The 19,456-nt window shown below is 64.0% G+C and carries 23 protein-coding genes and 1 pseudogene; 19 read left to right on the forward strand and 5 right to left on the reverse strand.

What is annotated here, in order from left to right; all coding sequences use genetic code 11:
* Positions 1-20: 20 nt before the first annotated feature.
* Genes CIHUM_RS01910 through CIHUM_RS01920 form a run of 3 tightly spaced genes read right to left on the reverse strand, consistent with a single transcriptional unit; the run spans position 21 to position 4,270 of the window.
* The gene (locus CIHUM_RS01910) at positions 21-1,613 is read right to left on the reverse strand and encodes a GTPase family protein (protein ID WP_034997257.1); all 1,593 of its coding nucleotides are present in this window, start codon (positions 1,611-1,613) and stop codon (positions 21-23) included.
* The gene (locus CIHUM_RS01915; RefSeq protein ID WP_051106256.1) at positions 1,606-3,459 is read right to left on the reverse strand and encodes a GTPase; all 1,854 of its coding nucleotides are present in this window, start codon (positions 3,457-3,459) and stop codon (positions 1,606-1,608) included. The genes CIHUM_RS01910 and CIHUM_RS01915 overlap by 8 nt, the downstream gene beginning before the upstream one ends.
* Positions 3,460-3,478: 19 nt before the next feature.
* Entirely contained in the window at positions 3,479-4,270 is a 792-nt protein-coding gene (locus CIHUM_RS01920; protein ID WP_034997262.1) for a formate/nitrite transporter family protein, read from the reverse strand.
* Between the two features lie 415 nt (positions 4,271-4,685).
* Here CIHUM_RS01920 and rplN point away from each other — a divergent pair, with 415 nt between their 5' ends.
* The 4 genes from rplN to CIHUM_RS01940 all read left to right on the forward strand — a co-directional run bounded on the left by rplN (position 4,686) and on the right by CIHUM_RS01940 (position 7,807).
* Positions 4,686-5,054, forward strand: coding sequence for a 50S ribosomal protein L14 (rplN, locus tag CIHUM_RS01925; RefSeq protein WP_034997264.1), 369 nt, complete (start codon positions 4,686-4,688; stop codon positions 5,052-5,054).
* 3 nt (positions 5,055-5,057) lie between these two features.
* A complete protein-coding gene (gene rplX / locus CIHUM_RS01930; RefSeq protein WP_034997266.1) occupies positions 5,058-5,372 on the forward strand; it encodes a 50S ribosomal protein L24 in 315 nt (104 codons plus the stop codon).
* Positions 5,372-5,959, forward strand: coding sequence for a 50S ribosomal protein L5 (gene rplE / locus CIHUM_RS01935; protein WP_034997268.1), 588 nt, complete (start codon positions 5,372-5,374; stop codon positions 5,957-5,959). Before rplX ends, rplE begins: the two co-directional genes overlap by 1 nt.
* 330 nt (positions 5,960-6,289) lie before the next feature.
* Positions 6,290-7,807: an OFA family MFS transporter gene (locus CIHUM_RS01940; protein WP_034997269.1), complete on the forward strand. Its 1,518-nt coding sequence runs from the start codon at positions 6,290-6,292 to the stop codon at positions 7,805-7,807.
* Here CIHUM_RS01940 and CIHUM_RS01945 read toward each other — a convergent pair.
* Positions 7,804-8,559, reverse strand: coding sequence for a formate dehydrogenase accessory sulfurtransferase FdhD (locus tag CIHUM_RS01945; protein WP_034997271.1), 756 nt, complete (start codon positions 8,557-8,559; stop codon positions 7,804-7,806). The two genes, CIHUM_RS01940 and CIHUM_RS01945, sit on opposite strands and share 4 nt — an antisense overlap.
* A 178-nt stretch (positions 8,560-8,737) precedes the next feature.
* Between CIHUM_RS01945 and CIHUM_RS01950 the strand changes: the two genes are divergently transcribed.
* Positions 8,738-9,451 (forward strand): DUF2786 domain-containing protein, encoded by a 714-nt coding sequence (locus CIHUM_RS01950; protein ID WP_034997273.1) that lies wholly within the window; start codon positions 8,738-8,740, stop codon positions 9,449-9,451.
* A 66-nt stretch (positions 9,452-9,517) separates the two neighbouring features.
* Here the strand turns inward: CIHUM_RS01950 and CIHUM_RS01955 are convergent.
* Positions 9,518-10,363: pseudogene (locus tag CIHUM_RS01955) on the reverse strand (amidohydrolase).
* A gap of 353 nt (positions 10,364-10,716) precedes the next feature.
* On the opposite strand from CIHUM_RS01955, the gene rpsH reads away from it, so the two are divergent.
* From rpsH to rpsD, 14 genes are all read left to right on the forward strand, one after another.
* Complete coding sequence (gene rpsH / locus CIHUM_RS01960; RefSeq protein WP_034997275.1) at positions 10,717-11,115, forward strand: 30S ribosomal protein S8; 399 nt, start codon at positions 10,717-10,719, stop codon at positions 11,113-11,115.
* Between the two features lie 19 nt (positions 11,116-11,134).
* Entirely contained in the window at positions 11,135-11,671 is a 537-nt protein-coding gene (gene rplF / locus CIHUM_RS01965; RefSeq protein ID WP_034997277.1) for a 50S ribosomal protein L6, read from the forward strand.
* 2 nt (positions 11,672-11,673) lie between these two features.
* The gene (gene rplR, locus CIHUM_RS01970; protein ID WP_034997279.1) at positions 11,674-12,078 is read left to right on the forward strand and encodes a 50S ribosomal protein L18; all 405 of its coding nucleotides are present in this window, start codon (positions 11,674-11,676) and stop codon (positions 12,076-12,078) included.
* 40 nt (positions 12,079-12,118) lie between these two features.
* Positions 12,119-12,763 (forward strand): 30S ribosomal protein S5, encoded by a 645-nt coding sequence (gene rpsE / locus CIHUM_RS01975; protein ID WP_034997281.1) that lies wholly within the window; start codon positions 12,119-12,121, stop codon positions 12,761-12,763.
* A 5-nt stretch (positions 12,764-12,768) separates the two neighbouring features.
* Entirely contained in the window at positions 12,769-12,954 is a 186-nt protein-coding gene (rpmD, locus tag CIHUM_RS01980; RefSeq protein ID WP_034997282.1) for a 50S ribosomal protein L30, read from the forward strand.
* Positions 12,955-12,961: 7 nt separating this feature from the next.
* Positions 12,962-13,429: a 50S ribosomal protein L15 gene (gene rplO, locus CIHUM_RS01985; RefSeq protein ID WP_034997284.1), complete on the forward strand. Its 468-nt coding sequence runs from the start codon at positions 12,962-12,964 to the stop codon at positions 13,427-13,429.
* 426 nt (positions 13,430-13,855) lie between these two features.
* Entirely contained in the window at positions 13,856-15,184 is a 1,329-nt protein-coding gene (gene secY, locus CIHUM_RS01990) for a preprotein translocase subunit SecY (protein ID WP_034997286.1), read from the forward strand.
* Entirely contained in the window at positions 15,184-15,729 is a 546-nt protein-coding gene (locus CIHUM_RS01995; protein WP_034997287.1) for an adenylate kinase, read from the forward strand. The genes secY and CIHUM_RS01995 overlap by 1 nt, the downstream gene beginning before the upstream one ends.
* A gap of 81 nt (positions 15,730-15,810) precedes the next feature.
* Positions 15,811-16,602 carry a type I methionyl aminopeptidase gene (gene map / locus CIHUM_RS02000; RefSeq protein ID WP_034997289.1) on the forward strand — a complete coding sequence of 264 codons (792 nt, stop codon included), beginning with the start codon at positions 15,811-15,813 and terminating at the stop codon, positions 16,600-16,602.
* A 51-nt stretch (positions 16,603-16,653) separates the two neighbouring features.
* Positions 16,654-17,457 (forward strand): L,D-transpeptidase, encoded by an 804-nt coding sequence (locus tag CIHUM_RS02005; protein WP_034997291.1) that lies wholly within the window; start codon positions 16,654-16,656, stop codon positions 17,455-17,457.
* 165 nt (positions 17,458-17,622) lie between these two features.
* Positions 17,623-17,841 carry a translation initiation factor IF-1 gene (gene infA, locus CIHUM_RS02010; RefSeq protein WP_019193979.1) on the forward strand — a complete coding sequence of 73 codons (219 nt, stop codon included), beginning with the start codon at positions 17,623-17,625 and terminating at the stop codon, positions 17,839-17,841.
* A gap of 175 nt (positions 17,842-18,016) precedes the next feature.
* Positions 18,017-18,385: a 30S ribosomal protein S13 gene (rpsM, locus tag CIHUM_RS02015; RefSeq protein WP_034997293.1), complete on the forward strand. Its 369-nt coding sequence runs from the start codon at positions 18,017-18,019 to the stop codon at positions 18,383-18,385.
* Positions 18,386-18,388: 3 nt separating this feature from the next.
* Positions 18,389-18,790, forward strand: coding sequence for a 30S ribosomal protein S11 (gene rpsK, locus CIHUM_RS02020; RefSeq protein WP_034997295.1), 402 nt, complete (start codon positions 18,389-18,391; stop codon positions 18,788-18,790).
* Between the two features lie 26 nt (positions 18,791-18,816).
* Positions 18,817-19,422: a 30S ribosomal protein S4 gene (gene rpsD, locus CIHUM_RS02025; protein WP_034997297.1), complete on the forward strand. Its 606-nt coding sequence runs from the start codon at positions 18,817-18,819 to the stop codon at positions 19,420-19,422.
* The last annotated feature ends 34 nt before the right edge of the window (positions 19,423-19,456 follow it).

The raw sequence follows: 19,456 nt of genomic DNA on the forward strand, positions 1-19,456 counted from the left end.
CTGTCGACCGTACAGGGAAACTAGCCGGCGGCTACGGCGATGCGTTCGGCGAAGCGGGAGTAGTCCTCCCGTATCGCCAGAAGCGGCTCCACGACGGCGGTCTGGGAGACCTCCGCGACCTGTTTCTGCACCGCCGAGCGGGTGCGCCGCTTCACCCCGGAGCCGAGCATCCCGCCGAACACCGCGGAGATCAGGCCAATGACTAGGCCGGTGAGCAGCCCCGCCATGATCAAAAGCGTCGGGATCGGCCAGCCCTCCACGTCGGGGACAAGGTCGCCGCCGAGCAGCGGCGTGAGCACGCCCGGCACGAACGCGACCAGGAGGTACCACAGCACGCCCACCAGTGCGGCCAGCAGCGTCAGCCACTGGATCACGGTGAGCAGCGACCAGCCTTTGGACGGCTCCGCGGGCAGCGTGGTGCGGGCCACGGCGCGGTCCAGCTCCGCGGGCAGGCCGGCGGAGACCTCCTCGGCGCGGTCGGCCACGGCGGCGGACCACTCGTGCGGCAGCCCGTCGGAAACGGCGCTCGCGTAGTCGCGCACGCCCCGGTTGGCCACGGCCTTCGAGGCGGCGTCGAGCTCCGGCATGGAGCTGCGGTGCACGCCGATTTCGTCGGATGCTTCGCGTAACCCCAGACGGCGAAGCGGGTCGGGCTTGAAGCGGGTGATCCAGGACGTCAGCAGCCACCCGGTGCGCTCGCGCAGCCGCTTGCGGTAGGCCGCGGCGGTGGTCTGCGCGATGCGGTCCGCGCCGGCGGCCTGCGCGAGCACGGCATCCATGTCGCGTTTCGCATGCTTTGTCACGCCTCCGGCACCCTTCACCCCGGCATACCCTTCGGCAACGGAGCGGATGTCCGCCTCGATGCGCGCAGTCTGCGCCGTGTGGGCCTTGGCAACTTTCGCGATCGCGGCGCGCAGGTCCTCGATGCCGGCATCGGTCAGGGTGGAGGTGGGGACGACTTGGACGTTGGAAAGGCCGTCGTCACGCAACAGCCCCGCATACGAGTCCGCGACGGTGCCGACATCGCCTGCGTTGAGCAGGTCGGACTTGTTCAGCACCGCCAGCGTCACGGCGGAGTGGTTGGCGTGCGGGCGGATGAACTGCTCGTGGATGACGGAATCCGCGTACTTCTCCGGGTCGGAGACCCACACCAGCACGTCCACCTGGCCGGCGAGACGCTCCGCGATGGCGCGGTTGGACTCCTCAACCGAGTCGAAATCGGGCAGGTCCAGCAGGATCAGCGGGCCTGCGCCGCGGGCGAACTCGCCTTCGCGTGCACGGCGGTCTTCCACACCGAGCCAGTCCAAAAGTTCTTCGGAGCCGTCCGGCTCCCAGATCGCGGCCAAAGGCGAGGAAGTGGTGGGGCGCCGCGCTGCCGCCTTGCCCAGGTCCTCGCCCACGACAGCGTTGAACAGGGAAGTTTTGCCGGAGCCGGTGGCGCCGAAAAAGCCCACAACGGTGTGGTCGCCGGACAGCGCGCGGCGTTCCGCGCCCGCCTTCGCCACGCGCTCGAGGCCCTCGCGGTGTGCGGGGGAAAGGTACGGCGCGCCGATCTGCGCGGCTTCCTCCAGCGCCGCGAGCCGCTCGGTCAGGCCAGCCTTCTTCTTAAACATTGCCGCCCCCCTTGCCAAAGCTGCCGCGCAACTGGTCGAACAGGCCGCGCAGCGCGCCGCGCTCGAAGCTTTCCTCCACGTCGTCTTGGGCTGCAGGAACTGCAGGAGCTGCTGGCCTATCGACGAGCCCAAGGAGCCTCACGTCCACAGCCCGCTTCGCCTCCGCAGTCGCCTCGCGCAGCTGCTCGGCGGTCGCGCCCTCGAGCAGGGGATCCGTGAAGGCGTGGTAGCGGTCTCGCTCCGCGGCGAAGAGCTCGCCCAAACGCTGGTTCAGGTCCTCGCGGGCCTCGGTGACCATGCGGCGCACGGTTTCCTCGCCGAAGATGGTCTCCAAAAGCTTCTGGCCCAGCACCGCGGATCCGCCCGCGATGGCGACCTCGCCGCCGGTGATGCCCGCCGTGGAGGCGAAGACCACTAGCATCAGCGCCACGGTGACCACGTTGAGGCCGAAGGACATGATGCGGGCGCGCTGGCGCTTGTCGCCCGCGGTGTCCTGGATGCGGGTGACCATGTCTTGCTGCCAGTCGCGCACCAGCTGCGCAGCCTGCTCGGAGATGTCGGCGCTGGCGCGGGCCAGGGCCGGATCCGCGTCGGTGCGCAGCTCCGGGGCTACCGAACCGGTGTGGGACCAGGCGCGCGAGGCGGCGGTCTCGGCGGCGTCCACAATCACGGCGTGGAGGCCGGACTCGATTTCCGTCTCCACCTCGCGCAGGGGAGCGGGCTGGCCGGTGAAGAAGCTGCCCACCTTGTCCACGGCGCTGGAGAACCAACGCTCGAAGCCGCGGAATACGTCGGAGGTGCCGATGACATCCTGCCAGCGGTCCATCACCTCGGAGCGCAGCAGCTTGCCGTCGGAGGTGGCGTCGATGACGTGGCGGTTTGCGGCGGTGTAAAACTCGTGGATCGACTCGTCCAGCTGGTTGGCAAAGTTTTCCTGCCGCTCCCGGCGGCCCACCAAGGCGTCCACGCGGTGAAGTGCCGATTCCACAGCGCCAGCGACGGTTTTGCCGGCCACGTCGCGCCGGGCGGCGGTGTCGTCCGCGAGCGTGGTCAGGTAATCGCGCAGGTCAGCGACCAACTCCTCGCCCAGGAACTCGCCAGTCTGCTCGCCGCCCAGGTCCGCCACGAACGGGACGGTAAACACGGTGGCCTTGGACAGGCCTGCGTCGTTCATCATTCGGCGCAGGTCGTCCGGCACCGTCTCCGCGGCCTTTTCGTCGAGGCGGTTGAGCACGACTACGACCTCGATGCCGCGGCCGGCAGCGTCGTTGAGGAAGTTCCACACCAGCTGATCCGCGTAGCGCGCCGGGGTGGTCACGAAGATCCACAGGTCCGCCGCGGCGAGGAGCTGGGACGCCAGAGCCCGGTTCTGGTCGTCGATGGAGTCGAAATCGGGGGCGTCGAGAAGCGCCAGGCCCTCCGGGATGCGGGACGTGTCCACGACACGCAGTGTGGTGGAGCGCTCGTCTCCTGCGCCGTGGGAGCGGGCGAGGCCAGGCAGGACCTGCGGGGAGTTGAACCAGTCCGCGTCGCCGGGGTTGGCCACCAGCACCGGCTGGCGGGTAGTCGGACGGATCACGCCCGGGTTGGACACTCGCTCACGCAAAAGCGCGTTGACGAGGGTGGACTTGCCGGAACCGGTGGAGCCGCCGATGACGGCAAGCAGGGGAGCGTCCAGGTTGGCCAAGCGCGGCAGCACATAGTCGTCGAGTTGATTGACTATGGCTCTGGCTTCGGAGGCGACGTCGACAGGCAACGCCGTGTCTGCCACAGCATCGCGCACGCCGCGCACGGCCTGAAGGACATCTGGGGCCGAGTGGGAAACAGGTGTATTCACCTGTCCCATTCTGGCAGACGGTACGGGACTAGTCCTTGTAGTCCGTCTTGGTCAGGTTGAGCCAGCCGTAGAGCCCGCCCATGATGAAGCCGCCGCCGACGAAGTTGCCCAGCCACACGACAACCCAGTTGCGGATGACGTTCCAGTTGGTGAAGCCCTCGATCGCCTCCGGGCCGAGCGTAAAGCCGCCCAGGCTGGTGAGAATGAAGTTCGCGATGGAGTGCTCGTAGCTCATGGTGGCGAACGACGGGATGATCAGGATGACGCCCCACAGCTTCGCACTGAAGTCCTTGCCCGCCTGGGTGGCAAGCATAAAGGCGATGTTCACAACGACGTTTGCCAAGATGGCCTCGACAAACAGCGTCTTACTGGATTTCTGCAGCTTCGCCACAAGCAAGTCGTGGAGGAATCCGTCCACCTCAACCAACTGGCCCATGGTGGTCCGGGAAATCAACCATGAAATCGCCACTGCACCAATGAGGTTGAAGATGGTGACGAACAGGACTAGCAACAGGCCTTTGACCACCGTGTTCTTCTTATGCAGTGCGCCATAGGTCATGAACATCATGTCGCCTGTGGCGAGTTCGCCTTGCAGCACGATGATGATGTACAGCGTGGAGGCGAAGATGGCGCCGAACGCGTACTTGCCCCAGCCTGGGGCGTAACCATCCAGCAGTTGGGCAGTGGAGGCGGCAAACGCCGTCATGATGCCCAGGTACACGCCCGCCAAGACTGCGCGGGTACCAAACCTGGCGGGCTCTTGGGTAAAGAGGTCAATCTTGTTCTTGATCGCCGTAGGGGCGGCTTCGTAAAAACTCACGGGTATTAACGTACAAGAGGTAATACTTTATGGCGAAACTTCGCGATCGCAGCACGACTGTGGTGACCTGCGGTGTTGACAATTTTATCGGTTTGTGTGTTCGGATTCACAGACACAAGTCACTTTTTCAGGCGGCCGTTCCGGTAGGGCCTGCCGGTGCGCATGCGTTGTTGCGGAGCAGGATTTGGGGAATCTACCCAGCTCGTGGTTGAATACCCCAGTTGTCTGCTGCTGGTCGGATGCGACGCGCGTTTCCGAGCTGGACATCCGAGACCCTTCGACCACGGTGCGCTCTCCTCGTGTGCGAGGAACGAGCGCACGAGGTTCGTCGATAAGCAATGGGCACCGAAAGCATTGACCACGTGCGTACAGGACGGAAATCTGGCGCACATTGAACCAGGTCAGGAGACCAACTGTGATTCAGAAAGAATCGCGTCTGAAGGTCGCCGACAACACTGGTGCACGCGAAATCCTGTGCATCAACGTTCTCGGCGGTTCTGTTCGACGCTTCGCCGGCATCGGCGACACGATTGTCGCCACCGTGAAGGAAGCAGCCCCGGGCGGCAACGTCAAGGAAGGCGAGATTGTCAAGGCCGTCATCGTTCGCGCCAAGAAGGAAACCCGTCGTCCGGACGGCTCCTACATCTCCTTCGACGAGAACGCTGCCGTCATCATCAAGAACGACACCGAGCCGCGCGGTACCCGCATCTTCGGCCCGGTTGCTCGTGAGCTGCGCGACAAGCGCTTCATGAAGATCGTGTCTCTCGCACCGGAGGTGATCTAACTTATGAAGATCAAGAAGGGCGATATGGTCCAGGTCATCGCCGGCAAGGACAAGGGCGCTCAGGGTCGCGTCATCGAGGCGTACCCGCAGCGTGACAAGGTCCTGGTCGAGGGCGTGAACCGCATCAAGAAGCACGTCGCCGACTCCTACACGGAGCGCGGCGCCGAGTCCGGCGGCATTGTCACCCAGGAAGCCCCGATCCACGTGTCCAACGTGATGATCCTGGATTCCGACGGCAAGCCGACCCGCGTCGGCTTCCGCTTCGACGAGGACGGCAAGAAGATCCGCGTGGCCAAGTCGAACGGGAAGGACATCTAATGACTGAGAGCATTCAGAACTACACCCCCCGCCTGAAGACGCGTTACCAGGACGAGATCCGCACCAAGCTCAATGACGAGTTCTCTTACGACAACGTCATGCAGATCCCGGCCCTGACCAAGATTGTTGTGAACATGGGTGTGGGCGACGCTGCCCGCGACTCCAAGGTCATCAACGGCGCGCTCGAGGACCTCACCGCGATCACCGGCCAGAAGCCGCAGCTGCGTCGCGCGAAGAAGTCCATCGCTAACTTCAAGCTCCGCGAAGGCATGCCGATCGGCGCGAAGGTCACCCTCCGCGGCGACCGCATGTGGGAGTTCCTGGACCGTCTGCTGACCGTGGCGCTGCCGCGTATTCGCGACTTCCGCGGCCTGAACGACAAGCAGTTCGACGGCAACGGCAACTACACCTTCGGCCTGTCCGAGCAGACCATGTTCTACGAGATCGACATTGACAAGATCGATCGCGTGCGCGGCATGGACATCACGCTTGTGACCACCGCCACGAACGACGACGAGGGTCGCGCCCTGCTGACGCACCTCGGCTTCCCGTTCGCTGACAAGGACGGCAAGATGAAGCGCGCATAAGCGTTCTAGCTTGACGACGATGTCTCCGGTTCTCCTTGAACCGGGGGCATTTTCGCGTCTTGGTGGGGCTTTCGCTGTGTGTGGGCGGTGATGCTTCTGGCCGTGCTATTCCGGGAAGAATTCGAACGCTGGATTGCGAATGCGCGGCTCTTGTCGGCGACCTTGCGGCAGTAACGAGCTGCAACTAACGAGTTCTGTGGGTGGGCTCGGGCGGGGAACCTCGGCGAGCTTCAGTGGGCAGTCTGTGGTGAATGGAAGCTTTTTGTTCCACACCACTGCGAGATATGATTCCGTTCGTAATTTATGCAGACGAGACGGCAGGAAGCGTCCATGTCAATCTTCTCCCGGGGCGCGATCATCGCGCCTAAGGAATTCAACCGTTGGCTCATCGTCCCGGCGGCGCTGGCCATCCACCTCTCCATCGGTCAGGTCTACGGGTTCTCCGTGTTTAAAAAGCCAATGATGGAGCACTTCGGGGTGGGGGAGGTTGCTGTGGGCTGGATCTTCTCGCTGGCGATCGGCATGTTGGGCACCTCGTCTGCGCTGTTCGGCTCGTGGGTGGAAAGGGTCGGGCCGCGCGCGTCCATGTCTGTCGCTGGCCTGCTGTGGGTGGCCGGATTCCTCGTGGCCACGCTGGGCATTCACACCGGCAACCTGTGGTTGGTGTACGTCGGCTACGGGTTTATCGGCGGCATTGGTCTGGGCGTCGGCTACATCTCGCCCGTGTCCACGCTGATGAAGTGGTTCCCGGACCGGCCGGGCCTGTCCACGGGGCTTGCCATCATGGGTTTCGGCGGCGGCGCGCTCATCGCCTCACCGGCCTCGAACCGGTTGATGGAGGCGTTCGGCGGAGGTGCTGAGCTCGCGGACCGCGCCGCGGGACTCGAACCGACGTTTATCACGCTTGCGGTGGTGTACGCAGCCGTGATCGCCATGGGCGCGTACTGCATCCGGCTGCCGCACCCGGATTGGACCCCGTCTGGCGCGCCGAAGTTGAAGGTGAAGCCGGCGAAGGTCGCCATCGTGGGCGCGAATGTCAGCGCGAATAGCGCGATCCGCACACCGCAGTTCTGGTGCCTGTGGGTGATCCTGTTCTGCAAGATCACCGCCGGCATCGGCATCCTGGAAAACGCCGCGCCGATGGTGCAGGACTACTACCCGGCGCTGACCGCCGCGGCCGCCGCCGGGTTTGTCGGGCTGCTGTCACTGGCCAACATGGGCGGGCGCTTTATCTGGTCGTCTGCCTCCGATGTCATCGGCCGGAAGAACATCTACATGGTCTACCTGGGGGTTGGCCTGATCTTCTACTTCGTGGTCGCATCCGTCGGCCACACCAGCCTGGCGCTGTTCGTTGTCAGTACCCTGATCCTGCTCACCTTCTACGGCGGCGGGTTTTCCACCATCCCGGCGTATCTGCGCGATCTCTTCGGTGTGTACCAGGTCGGCGCGATCCATGGACGGTTGCTCACGGCCTGGTCCGCGGCGGGTGTGGCGGGCCCGTTGATCATCAACATGGTGGTGGAGCGCCAGGCCAGCCGCGGCAACTCCGGCCCGGAGCTGTACCAGCTCTCGCTCTACATCATGTGCGTGCTGCTCGCGGTCGGCTTGGTTGCGAACATTTTGGTCAAGCCGGTTCACAAGAAGTGGTTCGAGGACCCGGAGACGGTGCAGGCTAAGGTGGAGGCGGATCGTGCGTCGGCGAGAGCATCCGCTACGACGGCGACCGCCAGCGGTGCCGGATCCCTGCACGCGCTGGCGGCTGTGGTGCTCGCGTTGGTTATCGCGGTGCTGCTTGTCTACGGGCTGTGGGAGACCGCGGTGAAGGCGTCGCAGATGTTCGCCGGTTAGGCCCCGGCGTAAACGCTGAAACGCTCGGCGCTCACCTCACCGACGAGCACCGTGTTGGTGGCCCGGGCAAGCTCCACGGCCATCGATGTCACGCCGGCGGTGGTGGCCACCGCGCCGAACCCTGCTGCTGCGGCGGCGCGCACGATCTCGAAGCCCACCTGCGCATCGGTTGCGAGGGTGAGGGCGGGGGATGCGGAGGCGTCGAGAAGCATGTGCCCCGCAATCTTGTGCACGGCGTTCAAAGCGTCGAGGTCTTGGCGGCCCGTGCCACCCGCGACGGCGGTGGGCAGGTCGCGCGTGCGGTGCTGCGACAACACCCCAGGCAGCGCGAAGATCTCGGACGGTTCGAGCTCCATGAACGTATCGCGCACGTCGAGGTTGGCGGCGAGCTCGCGCACCCGCTGCTCGGCGGAAATGCCGCAGGCGTCGCCGGGGATCGGGTCGATAAACTGCGGGGCCGAGGGGCGCGCGAGCTGGATATCCAGCAGGTTGTAGGTGTTCTCGCCGCCGATCGCGCCCTCGCAGTAGCGGGCGGTGACCACGTCCTCGACCCGGGTGATCATCCCGCGCGCCAGCAGCAGGCCGTGGGCGAGCTCGATGTCGTGGCCCGGGGTGCGCATAAGCGTAGCGGCGCTCACGCCACCGGCCCGGATATCTAGCGGCTCTTCAACCGCGACCTGGCCCGCGCGGGTGTCGCGGGTGCCGTCAGCGGAGATTTTGGTGACTGCGAAGCTGCGTTTGGTCCTGCGCACGGGAACCGATGGTATCGCCGGATTCTCAACTCGCGAACTCGCGGCGAATCTACGTGCGAAAACGCGGGTTGTCCACAGGGGTGCGAACGCGAATTCCACAGGCCCGAAAACATCCGCCTTGACGCCCCATTACAACTGCACCCACACATCCGAACACAGAAAGGGGTGGGTGCGTCCGATGCGTACCGAAGACAAGATCAAACAACGGCTGCAAAAACTGCTCAACCAGGCCCGCGACCGTGAGGGCACACCGGAAGGCGACGCGTTCTACGCCAGAGCCTTCGAGCTCATGGCCGAGTACGGCTACGAACAACGAGACCTCGACACCGATGACGGCGACGAGGTGGGCCAGCGCGCTTACGAATTCGCCGGCGCCTACACGGAGATGCAGGCGAACTTGCTGCTGACCATCGCATTCGCGTTGCACTGCACGGGGTTTTCGCAGCGCGTGTACAACTCCACGCGCATGAAAGACGCCGTCATCTTCGGCTGCGCGCGCCATTTGGAGCGGGTGGACATGCTGTACGCGCTGCTGTTGCCCGTGATGCTTGCGGATGCTCAGAAGGTGCGCGCGACCAGTTGGGGCGAATCGGCGGTCGTGCGCCGCCGCAGCTTCATGTCCGGCTTCGCCGCCAGCATCGGTGCGCGTCTCGCCGAGGCGGAAAAGACCGTGGAGGAATCAGACGGGGAGTACGGGCTCGTGCTTGTCGACGACTTCCAGAAAGCCACCGAAGCCCGCGACACATTCGCCGAAGAGATGGGCTTTTTTCTCGGCAGCTTCTCGTCCAAGCGGTCCTTCGACGCGGACGCCTTCGACCAGGGCCACGAGGCCGGGCAGCGCTCCGACATCGGACAGACGCGGGTGCGTTCGCGCCCGGCTCTGCCGTTCTAGTGGGGCCGCTACTCGTCATCCACCAGCCACGCGGCTGCCGCCACGATCATGGCCTCAGCAGCACGGTCAAGCGTGGGCTGCAGGTCCGGTGCAAAGGACGGGGAGTGGTTGCTCGGCGGTTTCCGGGATCACGTTCGCTTTGACGCCGGAGTGGATCGCGCCGACGGTGAGTACGGCGGTGTCCTTCGCATCGATCTCCCGGGAGACCACAGTGTGCAGCCGGGTGACAATGTTGGAAGCCAACAAGATCGGATCCACGCCCTTGTCCGGCATGGAGCCGTGGGTGCCTTTGCCCCAGACGGTGATCTGGGCGGAAAAGGACTGGGACATAAACGGCCCCGGGTGGGTGCCCACCACACCTGCGGGCAGCATCGGCAGCACGTGCTGGCCCAGGTACACGTCCGGCTTCGGCATCGCCTCGCGGATGCCGTTAGCCAGCATCACTCGGGAACCGGCGTACGCCTCCTCCGCAGGCTGGAACACGGCGACCAAGGTGCCGCTCTAGCAGCCGCGGTTGGCCGCGTACGCCTCCAGCGCGCCGAGCACACCCATGATGTGGAAGTCGTGCCCGCAGGCATGGGCGACGTGTTCTTCGCGGCCGCTGACGGCATCAACCTGCGTGGCGGAGGAGGCGTAGGGCTTGCCGGAGCGCTCCTGCACCGGCAGGCCGTCGATGTCCGCGCGTATCGCTACCACTGGGCCGGGGCCGTTTTCCAGCACGCAGACGGTGCCGGTTTCTCCGACCTGCATGTGCGTGAGCTGCAGCGCGTCCAGCCGCGAGCGGATTTTCGAGGATGTCTGCAGCTCCTGCAGCGACAGCTCGGGATGCTGGTGGAACCACACGTACAGTGCTTCGCGCGCCTTGCGCGTGGCGGCCAGCGTTCCAACGAGCTGAGCAAGAGCAGATTCCATAGAAAATCAGTCTATGGGGTCGCGTGGGCGGCCGGGGCTCGGTTGGGTGGCGGAGTTCGTCGATAAGCGATTTGCTCATTGGCGCAGGAAAGCGGTAAGTTACCCCCTCGGACTTGCGCGCCGAGGATTCGGCGTGCGCAAGCCGAAGTACATTTGAACATCCAACTTTGTTGCAGGCCCCCCGCCAAGATGCGGACCGCGTGCAAGGGAGGCGGCGAGCGGCCCACGCTATTGAGTGTGGGCAGCGTGAGTAGCCCCCGACAGACCATGCGGAAAACGCGACCTCAAGCGCTCACGCGCGGCAGGTCACCCGGTGGATGGGAACCGCAACGAGAAAGGTAACGGTCACCACAATGACCATGACTGATCCGATCGCGGACATGCTGTCGCGCGTGCGCAACGCAGCAACTGCGCAGCACGACACCGTGTCTATGCCTTCGTCCAAGATCAAGGTGAACATCGCCGAGATCTTGAAGCAGGAAGGCTACATCGAAGACTACAAAGTTGAGGAAGAGAAGGTCGCCAAGTCGCTGACGCTCAACCTCAAGTACGGCCCGACCCGCGAGCCTTCTATCGCTGGTCTGCGCCGCGTGTCCAAGCCGGGCCTGCGCGTGTACGCCAAGTCCAACGACCTGCCTCAGGTGCTCGGTGGCCTGGGCGTGGCAATCATCTCCACGTCCCACGGCCTGCTCACCGACCGCCAGGCTCAAGAGAAGGGTGTAGGCGGGGAAGTCCTCGCTTACGTCTGGTAAAGGGGAGGTTGAAAGACTTATGTCTCGTGTAGGTAATGCACCCATCGCAATCCCGAACAACGTCGAGGTGAAGATCGACGGCCAGCACGTCGAGGTCAAGGGCCCGAAGGGTACCAAGGACCTGGATATGCCGGCACCGATCACCGCTTCCGTCGAGGACAACCAGATCCTGGTGGCCCGCCCGGACGACCACCGTGACAACCGTTCGCTTCACGGCCTGACCCGCTCCCTGATCAACAACATGGTCGTGGGTGTGAACGAGGGCTACAAGATCAACATGGAGATCTTCGGCGTCGGCTACCGCGTGCAGCAGAAGGGCAAGGACCTCGAGTTCTCCCTCGGCTACTCGCACCCGATTCTGATCGAGGCGCCGGAAGGCGTCACGTTCTCCGTCGACGGCAACACCAAGTTGGCCATCGAAGGTTCCGATAAGCAGCAGGTTGGCCAGATTGCGGCAAACATCCGCCGTCTGCGTAAGGATGACCCGTACAAGGGCAAAGGCATCCGCTACGCCGGCGAGCAGGTCCGCCGCAAGGTCGGAAAGACGGGTAAGTAATCATGAGCAATACTGCAGAGAACACCAAGCGCACCCCGGTTGGCAAGGACATCTCGTCCCGCCGCCGCGAGGCACGCGCACGTCGCCACAACCGCATCCGCAAGACGCTGCGCGGCACCCCGGAGACCCCGCGTCTCGTTGTGCACCGCTCCTCGCGTCACATCCACGTCCAGGTCATCGACGACCTCGCAGGCCACACCCTGGCGTCCGCGTCGTCCATCGAGCCGGACGTGCGCAACCTGGAGGGCGACAAGAAGGAAAAGGCTGCCAAGGTTGGCCAGCTCGTCGCTGAGCGCGCCAAGGCTGCAGGCATCGAAGCAATCGTCTTCGACCGTGGCGGCTACAAGTACCACGGCCGCGTCGCGGCCCTGGCCGAAGCAGCTCGTGAAGGTGGTCTGAAGTTCTAATGATCACCGCAAACATCACCATCTACGGAAGGATCGCGTAATGGCCGAACGTGAACGGCGTGACGGCGGGCGCTCCGCCGACAACCAGAACAAGAACGACCGCAACGACCGCGGCAACCGTGGTGGCCGCGGCCGCCGCGACGACCGTCGCAACAACCAGAACGACGAGCGCGATAAGTACATCGAGCGCGTCATCACCATCAACCGTGTTGCCAAGACCGTCAAGGGCGGCCGCAACATGTCCTTCACCGCACTCGTCGTTGTCGGCGACGGTGAGGGCATGGTCGGCGTCGGCTACGGCAAGGCAAAGGAAGTCCCCGCCGCAATCCAGAAGGGTGCAGAGGAAGCTCGCAAGAACTTCTTCCGCGTCCCGATGATCGGCGGCACCATTCCGCACCCGGTTCAGGCAGAAGAGGCCGCAGGCATCGTCATGCTCCGCCCGGCTGCTCCGGGTACCGGTGTGATCGCCGGTGGCGCTGTCCGTCCGGTGCTCGAGTGCGCTGGTGTTCAGGACATCCTGGCCAAGTCCCTTGGCTCGGACAATGCCCTGAACGTGGTCCAGGCAACCGTCGCTGGCCTGAAGCAGCTTGTCCGCCCCGAAGAGGTGGCTGCCAAGCGTGGCAAGTCCGTCGAGGAAGTTGCACCGGCTCGTATGCTGCGCGCACGCGCAGGACAGGAGGCCTAAGCACCATGGCACTGAAGATTACGTTGCACCACGGCAAGATCGGCGAGAAGCCGGTTACCCGTAAGAACCTCGAGGCTCTCGGTCTGCGCAAGATCGGCCAGTCCGTCGTGAAGAAGGACAACGCTGCTACCCGCGGCCAGATCCTCAAGGTGCGCCACCTCGTCACCGTTGAAGAAGTTGCAGGGGAGTAGATACAACATGGCTGACATCATCAAGCTCCATGATCTGCGCCCGGCAGAGGGCGCAAACAAGGCCAAGACCCGCGTTGGTCGCGGTGAGGCATCCAAGGGCAAGACCGCCGGCCGCGGCACCAAGGGCACCAAGGCTCGCAAGCAGGTTTCCGCTGCTTTCGAGGGTGGCCAGATGCCGCTGCACATGCGTCTGCCGAAGCTGAAGGGCTTCAAGAACCCGAACCGCGTCGAGTACCAGGTGGTCAACGTCGCGGATCTGGCCGAGGCCTTCCCGGAGGGTGGCGACATCGCCATCGCCGACATCGTTGCCAAGGGCCTCGTTCGCCCGAAGCAGCCGGTGAAGGTGCTGGCAGAGGGCGACATCAACGTCGCGCTTAACGTCACCGCGAACAAGTTCTCCAAGTCCGCTGAGGAGAAGATCAAGGCGGCTGGCGGTACCGCCAACGTCGTTGAGTTCTCCAAGCGTGCTAACTAAAAGCATCTAGCTTTTCGACGTCACCCCCGCCCCGGGCCCAGCGCCCGGGACGGGGGTCTCGCGTTGTTTGGGGGCGTTGGTGCTGGGGTGCGCTGACAGATTACGGCGCGAAGTGTCGGGAGCGGGTGCACAATAGTTCACTCGCGCAGCACCGGGCCGTGAACTTTCCCGCACAGCCACTAAAACGACCTGCGGAAAATGAACTATCCCGCCCGCGGGTGCAGACAGGTTCATCGGCGAGTGAACTTTCCTGCACCGGGCCCGCACCGAAGCTAACCCAACCTGAAATATCAACTTTCCAACGGGTGCTGTTAGTGTAGTGGGGTCAAAAGACCGCCCCGCCGGTTTCGCGTGCCGTGAAACCAGGGCGAGGAGTCGAATGTCCACTACCTCCCGTCCGTGGCGCGGCGGGGGCCAGGAGGCTTTGTGTCCGCTATTGCTCAGGCGTTCAAGGATCCGGATCTACGCAAGAAGATCCTGATTACCCTTGCGCTGATGTTTCTGTACCGCGTCGGCGCCCAGATCCCCACTCCGGGCGTGGATTACGCGCTGATCAACTCCCGTCTCGAGGAGATCTCCCAGGGCGACCAGGCGACGATGTTCTCCATCATCGGCCTGTTTTCCGGCGGCGCGCTGCTGCAGCTTTCCATCTTCGCCATCGGCATCATGCCGTACATTACGGCGTCGATTATCGTGCAGCTGCTCACCGTGGTGATCCCGAAGTTCGAGGAGTTGAAGAAGGAAGGCCAGGCCGGCCAGGCGAAGATGACGCAGTACACCCGCTACCTCACGGTGGCGCTGGCGCTGCTGCAGTCCGCCGGCATCGTGGCGCTGGCGGACCGCGAGCAGCTGCTCGGCCAGGGCATGCCGGTGCTGATCGAGGATCGCAACATCTGGACGCTTCTGATGATGATCATCGTCATGACCTCCGGTGCGGTGCTGATCATGTGGCTCGGCGAGATCATCACTGAAAAAGGCGTGGGTAACGGCATGTCCCTGCTCATTTTCGCGGGTATCGCTACCCAGATCCCGTCCGAGGGTGCGTTCATCCTCCAGCAGTCCGGCGCTGTCACCCTGACCCTGGTGGTGCTCGCCCTGATCGCGCTCGTGGTCGGCATCGTGTTTATCGAGCAGGGCCAGCGCCGCATCCCGGTGCAGTACGCCAAGCGTATGGTGGGCCGCCGCCAGTACGGCGGGTCCTCGACTTACCTGCCGCTGAAGGTCAACCAGGCCGGCGTGATCCCGGTGATCTTCGCGTCCTCGCTGATGTACGTGCCGGTGTTGATCACCCAGATCGTCACCATGAACAACCAGACCCCGCCGGACAACTGGTGGATGAATCACGTGATGGCGTGGCTGCAGAACCCGGGTTCCTGGCAGTACATCCTCACCTACGTGGTGCTGATCATCTTCTTCTCCTACTTCTACGTCTCCATCCAGTACGACCCGGTGGACCAGGCAGAGAACATGAAGAAGTACGGCGGCTTCATCCCCGGCATCCGCCCGGGCCGCCCGACCGCAGAGTACTTGGCGTTTGTGATGAACCGACTATTGTTCGTCGGCGCTATCTACCTTGCCGTGATCGCCGTCCTGCCGAACCTGGCCATGGACGCTGGCATCACTGGCTCCGGCCAGATGGGCATGAGTGCGTTCGGCGGCACCGCGATCCTGATTATGGTTTCCGTGGCCCTGACCACGGTCAAGCAAATTGAATCCCAGCTCCTGCAATCCAACTACGAAGGACTTCTGCGATAATGCGTCTCGTTCTCCTTGGCCCTCCCGGTGCCGGCAAGGGCACCCAAGCTGCGATCCTCTCCGAGAAGCTCGGTGTGCCGCACATCTCCACGGGCGATCTTTTCCGCGCCAACATCGGCGAGGGCACCCCGCTCGGCGTTGAAGCGAAAAGCTACATCGACGCTGGCAAGCTCGTGCCCACCGACGTCACCGCGCGCATGGTCGAAGACCGCCTGAACCAGGATGATGCGAAGGACGGCTTCCTGCTGGACGGCTTCCCGCGCACCGTGGAACAGGCCGAGATCCTCACGGAGCTGCTGGCTAAGAAGGGCGAGAAGCTCGACGGCGTGCTCAACTTCGTGGTCGACGAGGACGTGGTGGTCGAGCGCATGCTCGCCCGCGGGCGCGCAGACGACAACGAGGAGACCATCCGCACCCGCCTCGGCGTCTACCGCGACGAGACCGCCCCGCTGATCCAGCACTACGGCGACCAGATCATCTCCATCGACGCTGTCGGCGACGTGGACGAGATCAACCAGCGCGCCATGGAAGCGCTGGGCAAGTAGCCCTTTCAATCGAAGGCCGGTGTGTGTTCGCACCGGCCTTTCGCATTTTTGCCTATCGACGAACCAAAGGACCACAACGCAATGGTTTTCAGAAAACGCAAGATCGCGGCCAAGACAGCGGCTGAACTCGACGCCATGGAGTCCGCCGGGCGCATCGTCGGCATCGCCCTGCAGGAGGTCCGCGCCGCTGCCAAGCCGGGCGTAAGTACGCTCGACCTCGACAAGGTGGCCGAGACGGTGATCCGCGACCACGGCGCGATCCCGACGTTTTTGGGCTACCAGGGTTTTACCGGCTCCATCTGTGCGTCGGTGAATGAGGTGGTCGTGCACGGGATACCGTCATCAAGCATTGTGCTCGAAGAAGGCGACCTGGTTTCGATCGATTGCGGCGCAACGTTGAACGGCTGGGTGGGCGACAGCGCGTGGTCCTTCGGCGTCGGCGAGTTGGCGCCCGAGGTGGATGCGCTCAACCGCGCCACCGAGTGGGTGCTCGCGGAAGGGCTCAAGGCGATGGTGCCGGGCAACAAGCTCACCGACGTCTCGCACGCGCTCGAGCTGGCCACATACGCCGCCGAGGAGCGTTTCGGGGTGGAGCTGGGCATCGTCGACGGCTACGGCGGACACGGCATCGGCCACACGATGCACGAGGATCCGTACCTGGCCAACGAGGGCAAGCCGAACCGCGGCCCCGTCATCCAGGAAGGATCTGTGCTGGCCATTGAGCCGATGCTGATCCTCGGCGGGGAAGTAGACACCGAGGTGCTCGAGGACGAATGGACCGTAGTGTCCGTGGACCGCTCGCCCGCGGCCCACTGGGAGCACACCGTCGCGGCGACCGCCGAGGGCCCGAGAATTCTTACGCCGCGCGTGTAAATTTCTGGCGCGTTGTAGTGCGTTTGTTGGCAGGGAGGTTATACTTCCGCCATGTCTTACCGTCCCCGCCACGCAAAGCAGTCGCCGCTGAAGCGGCGCGCAACCACCTTCGCTGCCGGTCTCGGTGTCGTTGCCTCCCTGGCAGCCCCGGTGAACGCACAGGCTGCGCCCGCGCAGAACCCGGTGGCCATGTCCAGCCTGGACTCGCTGTCCAACCAGGCAACCTCGTCCTTTGGCAACCTGGACAAGTCTGCGCGTGAGACCGCGTGGAACATTCGCAACGGTCTGCGCCAGCAGGCCGACGGCCTGGCCGCCATCGACCCGGAGCTGCCGGCGAAGGCGAAGAAGCGTATCGACGAGATCTTCGAGACGTTCTTCCCTGGCCTGATCGCGGAGAAGACCCCGAAGCCGAAGCCGAAGCCGGCTCCCGCCCCGAAGCCTGAGCCGGCACCGGCTCCCGCCCAGGAACCGGCACCGCAGCAGAACCCGCGCGGGGACTTCAACTACGGCCCGTGCCCGGCTGACGCGAAGGTCTGCGTCGACATCGACGGCCGCCGCTCCTGGCTGCAGAACAACGGCGTTATGTACTACCAGTCCGGCCTGATCGGCCCGGGCAAGCCGGGGCAGGAGACCCCGCGCGGCACGTTCTACGTCAACCGCAAGGTCAAAGACGAGATCTCCTGGGAGTTCGGCAACGCGCCGATGCCGTACGCGACCTACTTCACCTACAACGGCATCGCGTTCCACCAGGGCGACCCGCACTACCTGTCCAACGGTTGCGTGCGCATGTACCGCGGTGACGCGCAGCGCTACTTCAACGACCTGCAGATCGGCGACAAGGTCTACGTGTTTTAACACGCGCCCGCTTCAAGCCCCGGCTATCGCTGGGGCTTTTTGCGTTTTCGCAGGTAAATGGCTAATGTAGTCCAGCGGTGTTTGTGCATACCTGCACGAGCACCGCATGTAACCGGTAAATACGTCTGCTGCCTGCACTTTCAGGCGGCGTAGGAAGTGGAGTGTATGGCGAAAGAAGGCGCAATCGAGGTTGAGGGCCGCATTGTCGAGCCCCTGAAGAACGCGATGTTCCGAGTCGAACTGGACAACGGGCACGAAGTTCTCGCCCACATCAGTGGCAAGATGCGCCAGCACTACATCCGCATCCTCCCGGAGGACCGCGTCGTGGTGGAACTTTCCCCCTACGACCTGGACCGCGGGCGTATCACTTACCGCTACAAGTAAGCATTTCAAGCCTTCTCACCCAGATCCGCCCCACGGCGGATCGTGCACCTCTGGCCACGGTGGCTGGAGCCGCGCGTAATCTCAACCCACTCTCCGGCACGGCCCGGACAAAGTGTTGTTTGGCGTGGACGGGTGGGGAGAAAACCACCGTAACAACCCGAAAGGCACGTACCTCATGGCACGTCTAGCTGGTGTTGATCTCCCGCGCAACAAGCGCATGGAGATCGCACTTACCTACATTTACGGCATCGGTGCAACCCGAGCCAAGGAACTGCTCGAGAAGACCGGTATTTCTCCGGACCTGCGCACGGACAATCTGTCCGACGATCAGCTCGCTGCTCTGCGCGACGCGATCGAGTCCTCCTACACCGTAGAGGGCGATCTGCGTCGCGAGGTGCAGGCAGATATCCGCCGCAAGATTGAGATCGGCTCCTACCAGGGCATGCGCCACCGTCGTGGCCTGCCTGTCCGCGGCCAGCGCACCAAGACCAACGCGCGCACCCGCAAGGGCCCGAAGAAGACCATCGCAGGAAAGAAGAAGTAACCTATGGCTGCTCAGACTCGTTCCGGCGCGCGTCGCGGACGCCGCGTCGTCAAGAAGAACGTGGCCGCAGGCCACGCGTACATCAAGTCCACCTTCAACAACACCATCGTGTCCATCACGGACCCGCAGGGCAACGTGATCTCCTGGGCATCTTCCGGCCACGTCGGCTTCAAGGGCTCCCGTAAGTCCACGCCGTTTGCCGCGCAGATGGCTGCCGAGAACGCTGCCCGCAAGGCAATGGATCACGGCATGAAGAAGGTCGACGTCTTTGTCAAGGGTCCGGGCTCCGGCCGCGAGACCGCAATCCGTTCTCTCCAGGCCGCCGGCCTGGAGGTGTCTTCGATCTCCGACGTGACGCCGCAGCCGTTCAACGGCTGCCGTCCGCCGAAGCGTCGTCGCGTTTAAGGCTGAAAGGAAAGAGGTAAAGAGACATGGCTCGTTACACCGGCCCTGCTACCCGTAAGTCCCGTCGCCTCCGCGTCGACCTCGTCGGCGGCGACATGTCCTTCGAGCGTCGCCCGTACCCTCCGGGGCAGGCTGGCCGCGCCCGCATCAAGGAGTCCGAGTACCTGCTCCAGCTGCAGGAGAAGCAGAAGGCTCGCTTCACCTACGGCGTGATGGAGAAGCAGTTCCGCCGCTACTACGAAGAGGCGAACCGTCGCCCGGGCAAGACCGGCGACAACCTGCTGATCCTGCTGGAGTCCCGTCTGGACAACGTGATCTACCGCGCTGGTCTGGCTAAGACCCGCCGTCAGGCACGTCAGCTGGTCTCCCACGGCCACTTCACCGTCAACGGCAAGCACATCAACGTGCCGTCCTTCGCGGTGACGCAGTACGACATCATCGATGTCCGCGACAAGTCCCGCAGCATGCTGTGGTTCGAAGAGGCCCAGGATGCCCTGCTCGACGCCGTCGTTCCGGCGTGGCTGCAGGTCGTTCCGGACACCCTGCGCATTCTCGTGCACCAGCTGCCCGAGCGCGCCCAGATCGAGGTGCCGCTGCAGGAGCAGCTCATCGTCGAGCTCTACTCGAAGTAAACTTCAGTTTGCTTCACCCCGCGCACTGCCGACG

The sequence above is a fragment of the Corynebacterium ihumii genome, assembly GCF_028609825.1.
In the GTDB taxonomy this organism is placed as follows: Bacteria; Actinomycetota; Actinomycetes; order Mycobacteriales; family Mycobacteriaceae; genus Corynebacterium; species Corynebacterium afermentans.

Bases quoted from the DNA above. Each gene is read 5' to 3' on its own strand.
- infA (WP_019193979.1), top strand. From the start codon at position 17,623: ATGGCGAAAGAAGGCGCAATCGAGGTTGAGGGCCGCATTGTCGAGCCC.
- rplE (WP_034997268.1), top strand. From the start codon at position 5,372: ATGACTGAGAGCATTCAGAACTACACCCCCCGCCTGAAGACGCGTTAC.
- CIHUM_RS01940 (WP_034997269.1), top strand. From the start codon at position 6,290: ATGTCAATCTTCTCCCGGGGCGCGATCATCGCGCCTAAGGAATTCAAC.
- rplX (WP_034997266.1), top strand. From the start codon at position 5,058: ATGAAGATCAAGAAGGGCGATATGGTCCAGGTCATCGCCGGCAAGGAC.
- rpmD (WP_034997282.1), top strand. From the start codon at position 12,769: ATGGCACTGAAGATTACGTTGCACCACGGCAAGATCGGCGAGAAGCCG.
- rplF (WP_034997277.1), top strand. From the start codon at position 11,135: ATGTCTCGTGTAGGTAATGCACCCATCGCAATCCCGAACAACGTCGAG.
- CIHUM_RS01995 (WP_034997287.1), top strand. From the start codon at position 15,184: ATGCGTCTCGTTCTCCTTGGCCCTCCCGGTGCCGGCAAGGGCACCCAA.
- rplR (WP_034997279.1), top strand. From the start codon at position 11,674: ATGAGCAATACTGCAGAGAACACCAAGCGCACCCCGGTTGGCAAGGAC.
- CIHUM_RS01910 (WP_034997257.1), bottom strand. From the start codon at position 1,613: ATGTTTAAGAAGAAGGCTGGCCTGACCGAGCGGCTCGCGGCGCTGGAG.
- CIHUM_RS02005 (WP_034997291.1), top strand. From the start codon at position 16,654: ATGTCTTACCGTCCCCGCCACGCAAAGCAGTCGCCGCTGAAGCGGCGC.
- rpsH (WP_034997275.1), top strand. From the start codon at position 10,717: ATGACCATGACTGATCCGATCGCGGACATGCTGTCGCGCGTGCGCAAC.
- rpsD (WP_034997297.1), top strand. From the start codon at position 18,817: ATGGCTCGTTACACCGGCCCTGCTACCCGTAAGTCCCGTCGCCTCCGC.
- rpsM (WP_034997293.1), top strand. From the start codon at position 18,017: ATGGCACGTCTAGCTGGTGTTGATCTCCCGCGCAACAAGCGCATGGAG.
- rpsK (WP_034997295.1), top strand. From the start codon at position 18,389: ATGGCTGCTCAGACTCGTTCCGGCGCGCGTCGCGGACGCCGCGTCGTC.
- rplO (WP_034997284.1), top strand. From the start codon at position 12,962: ATGGCTGACATCATCAAGCTCCATGATCTGCGCCCGGCAGAGGGCGCA.
- CIHUM_RS01950 (WP_034997273.1), top strand. From the start codon at position 8,738: ATGCGTACCGAAGACAAGATCAAACAACGGCTGCAAAAACTGCTCAAC.
- CIHUM_RS01915 (WP_051106256.1), bottom strand. From the start codon at position 3,459: ATGGGACAGGTGAATACACCTGTTTCCCACTCGGCCCCAGATGTCCTT.
- map (WP_034997289.1), top strand. From the start codon at position 15,811: ATGGTTTTCAGAAAACGCAAGATCGCGGCCAAGACAGCGGCTGAACTC.
- rpsE (WP_034997281.1), top strand. From the start codon at position 12,119: ATGGCCGAACGTGAACGGCGTGACGGCGGGCGCTCCGCCGACAACCAG.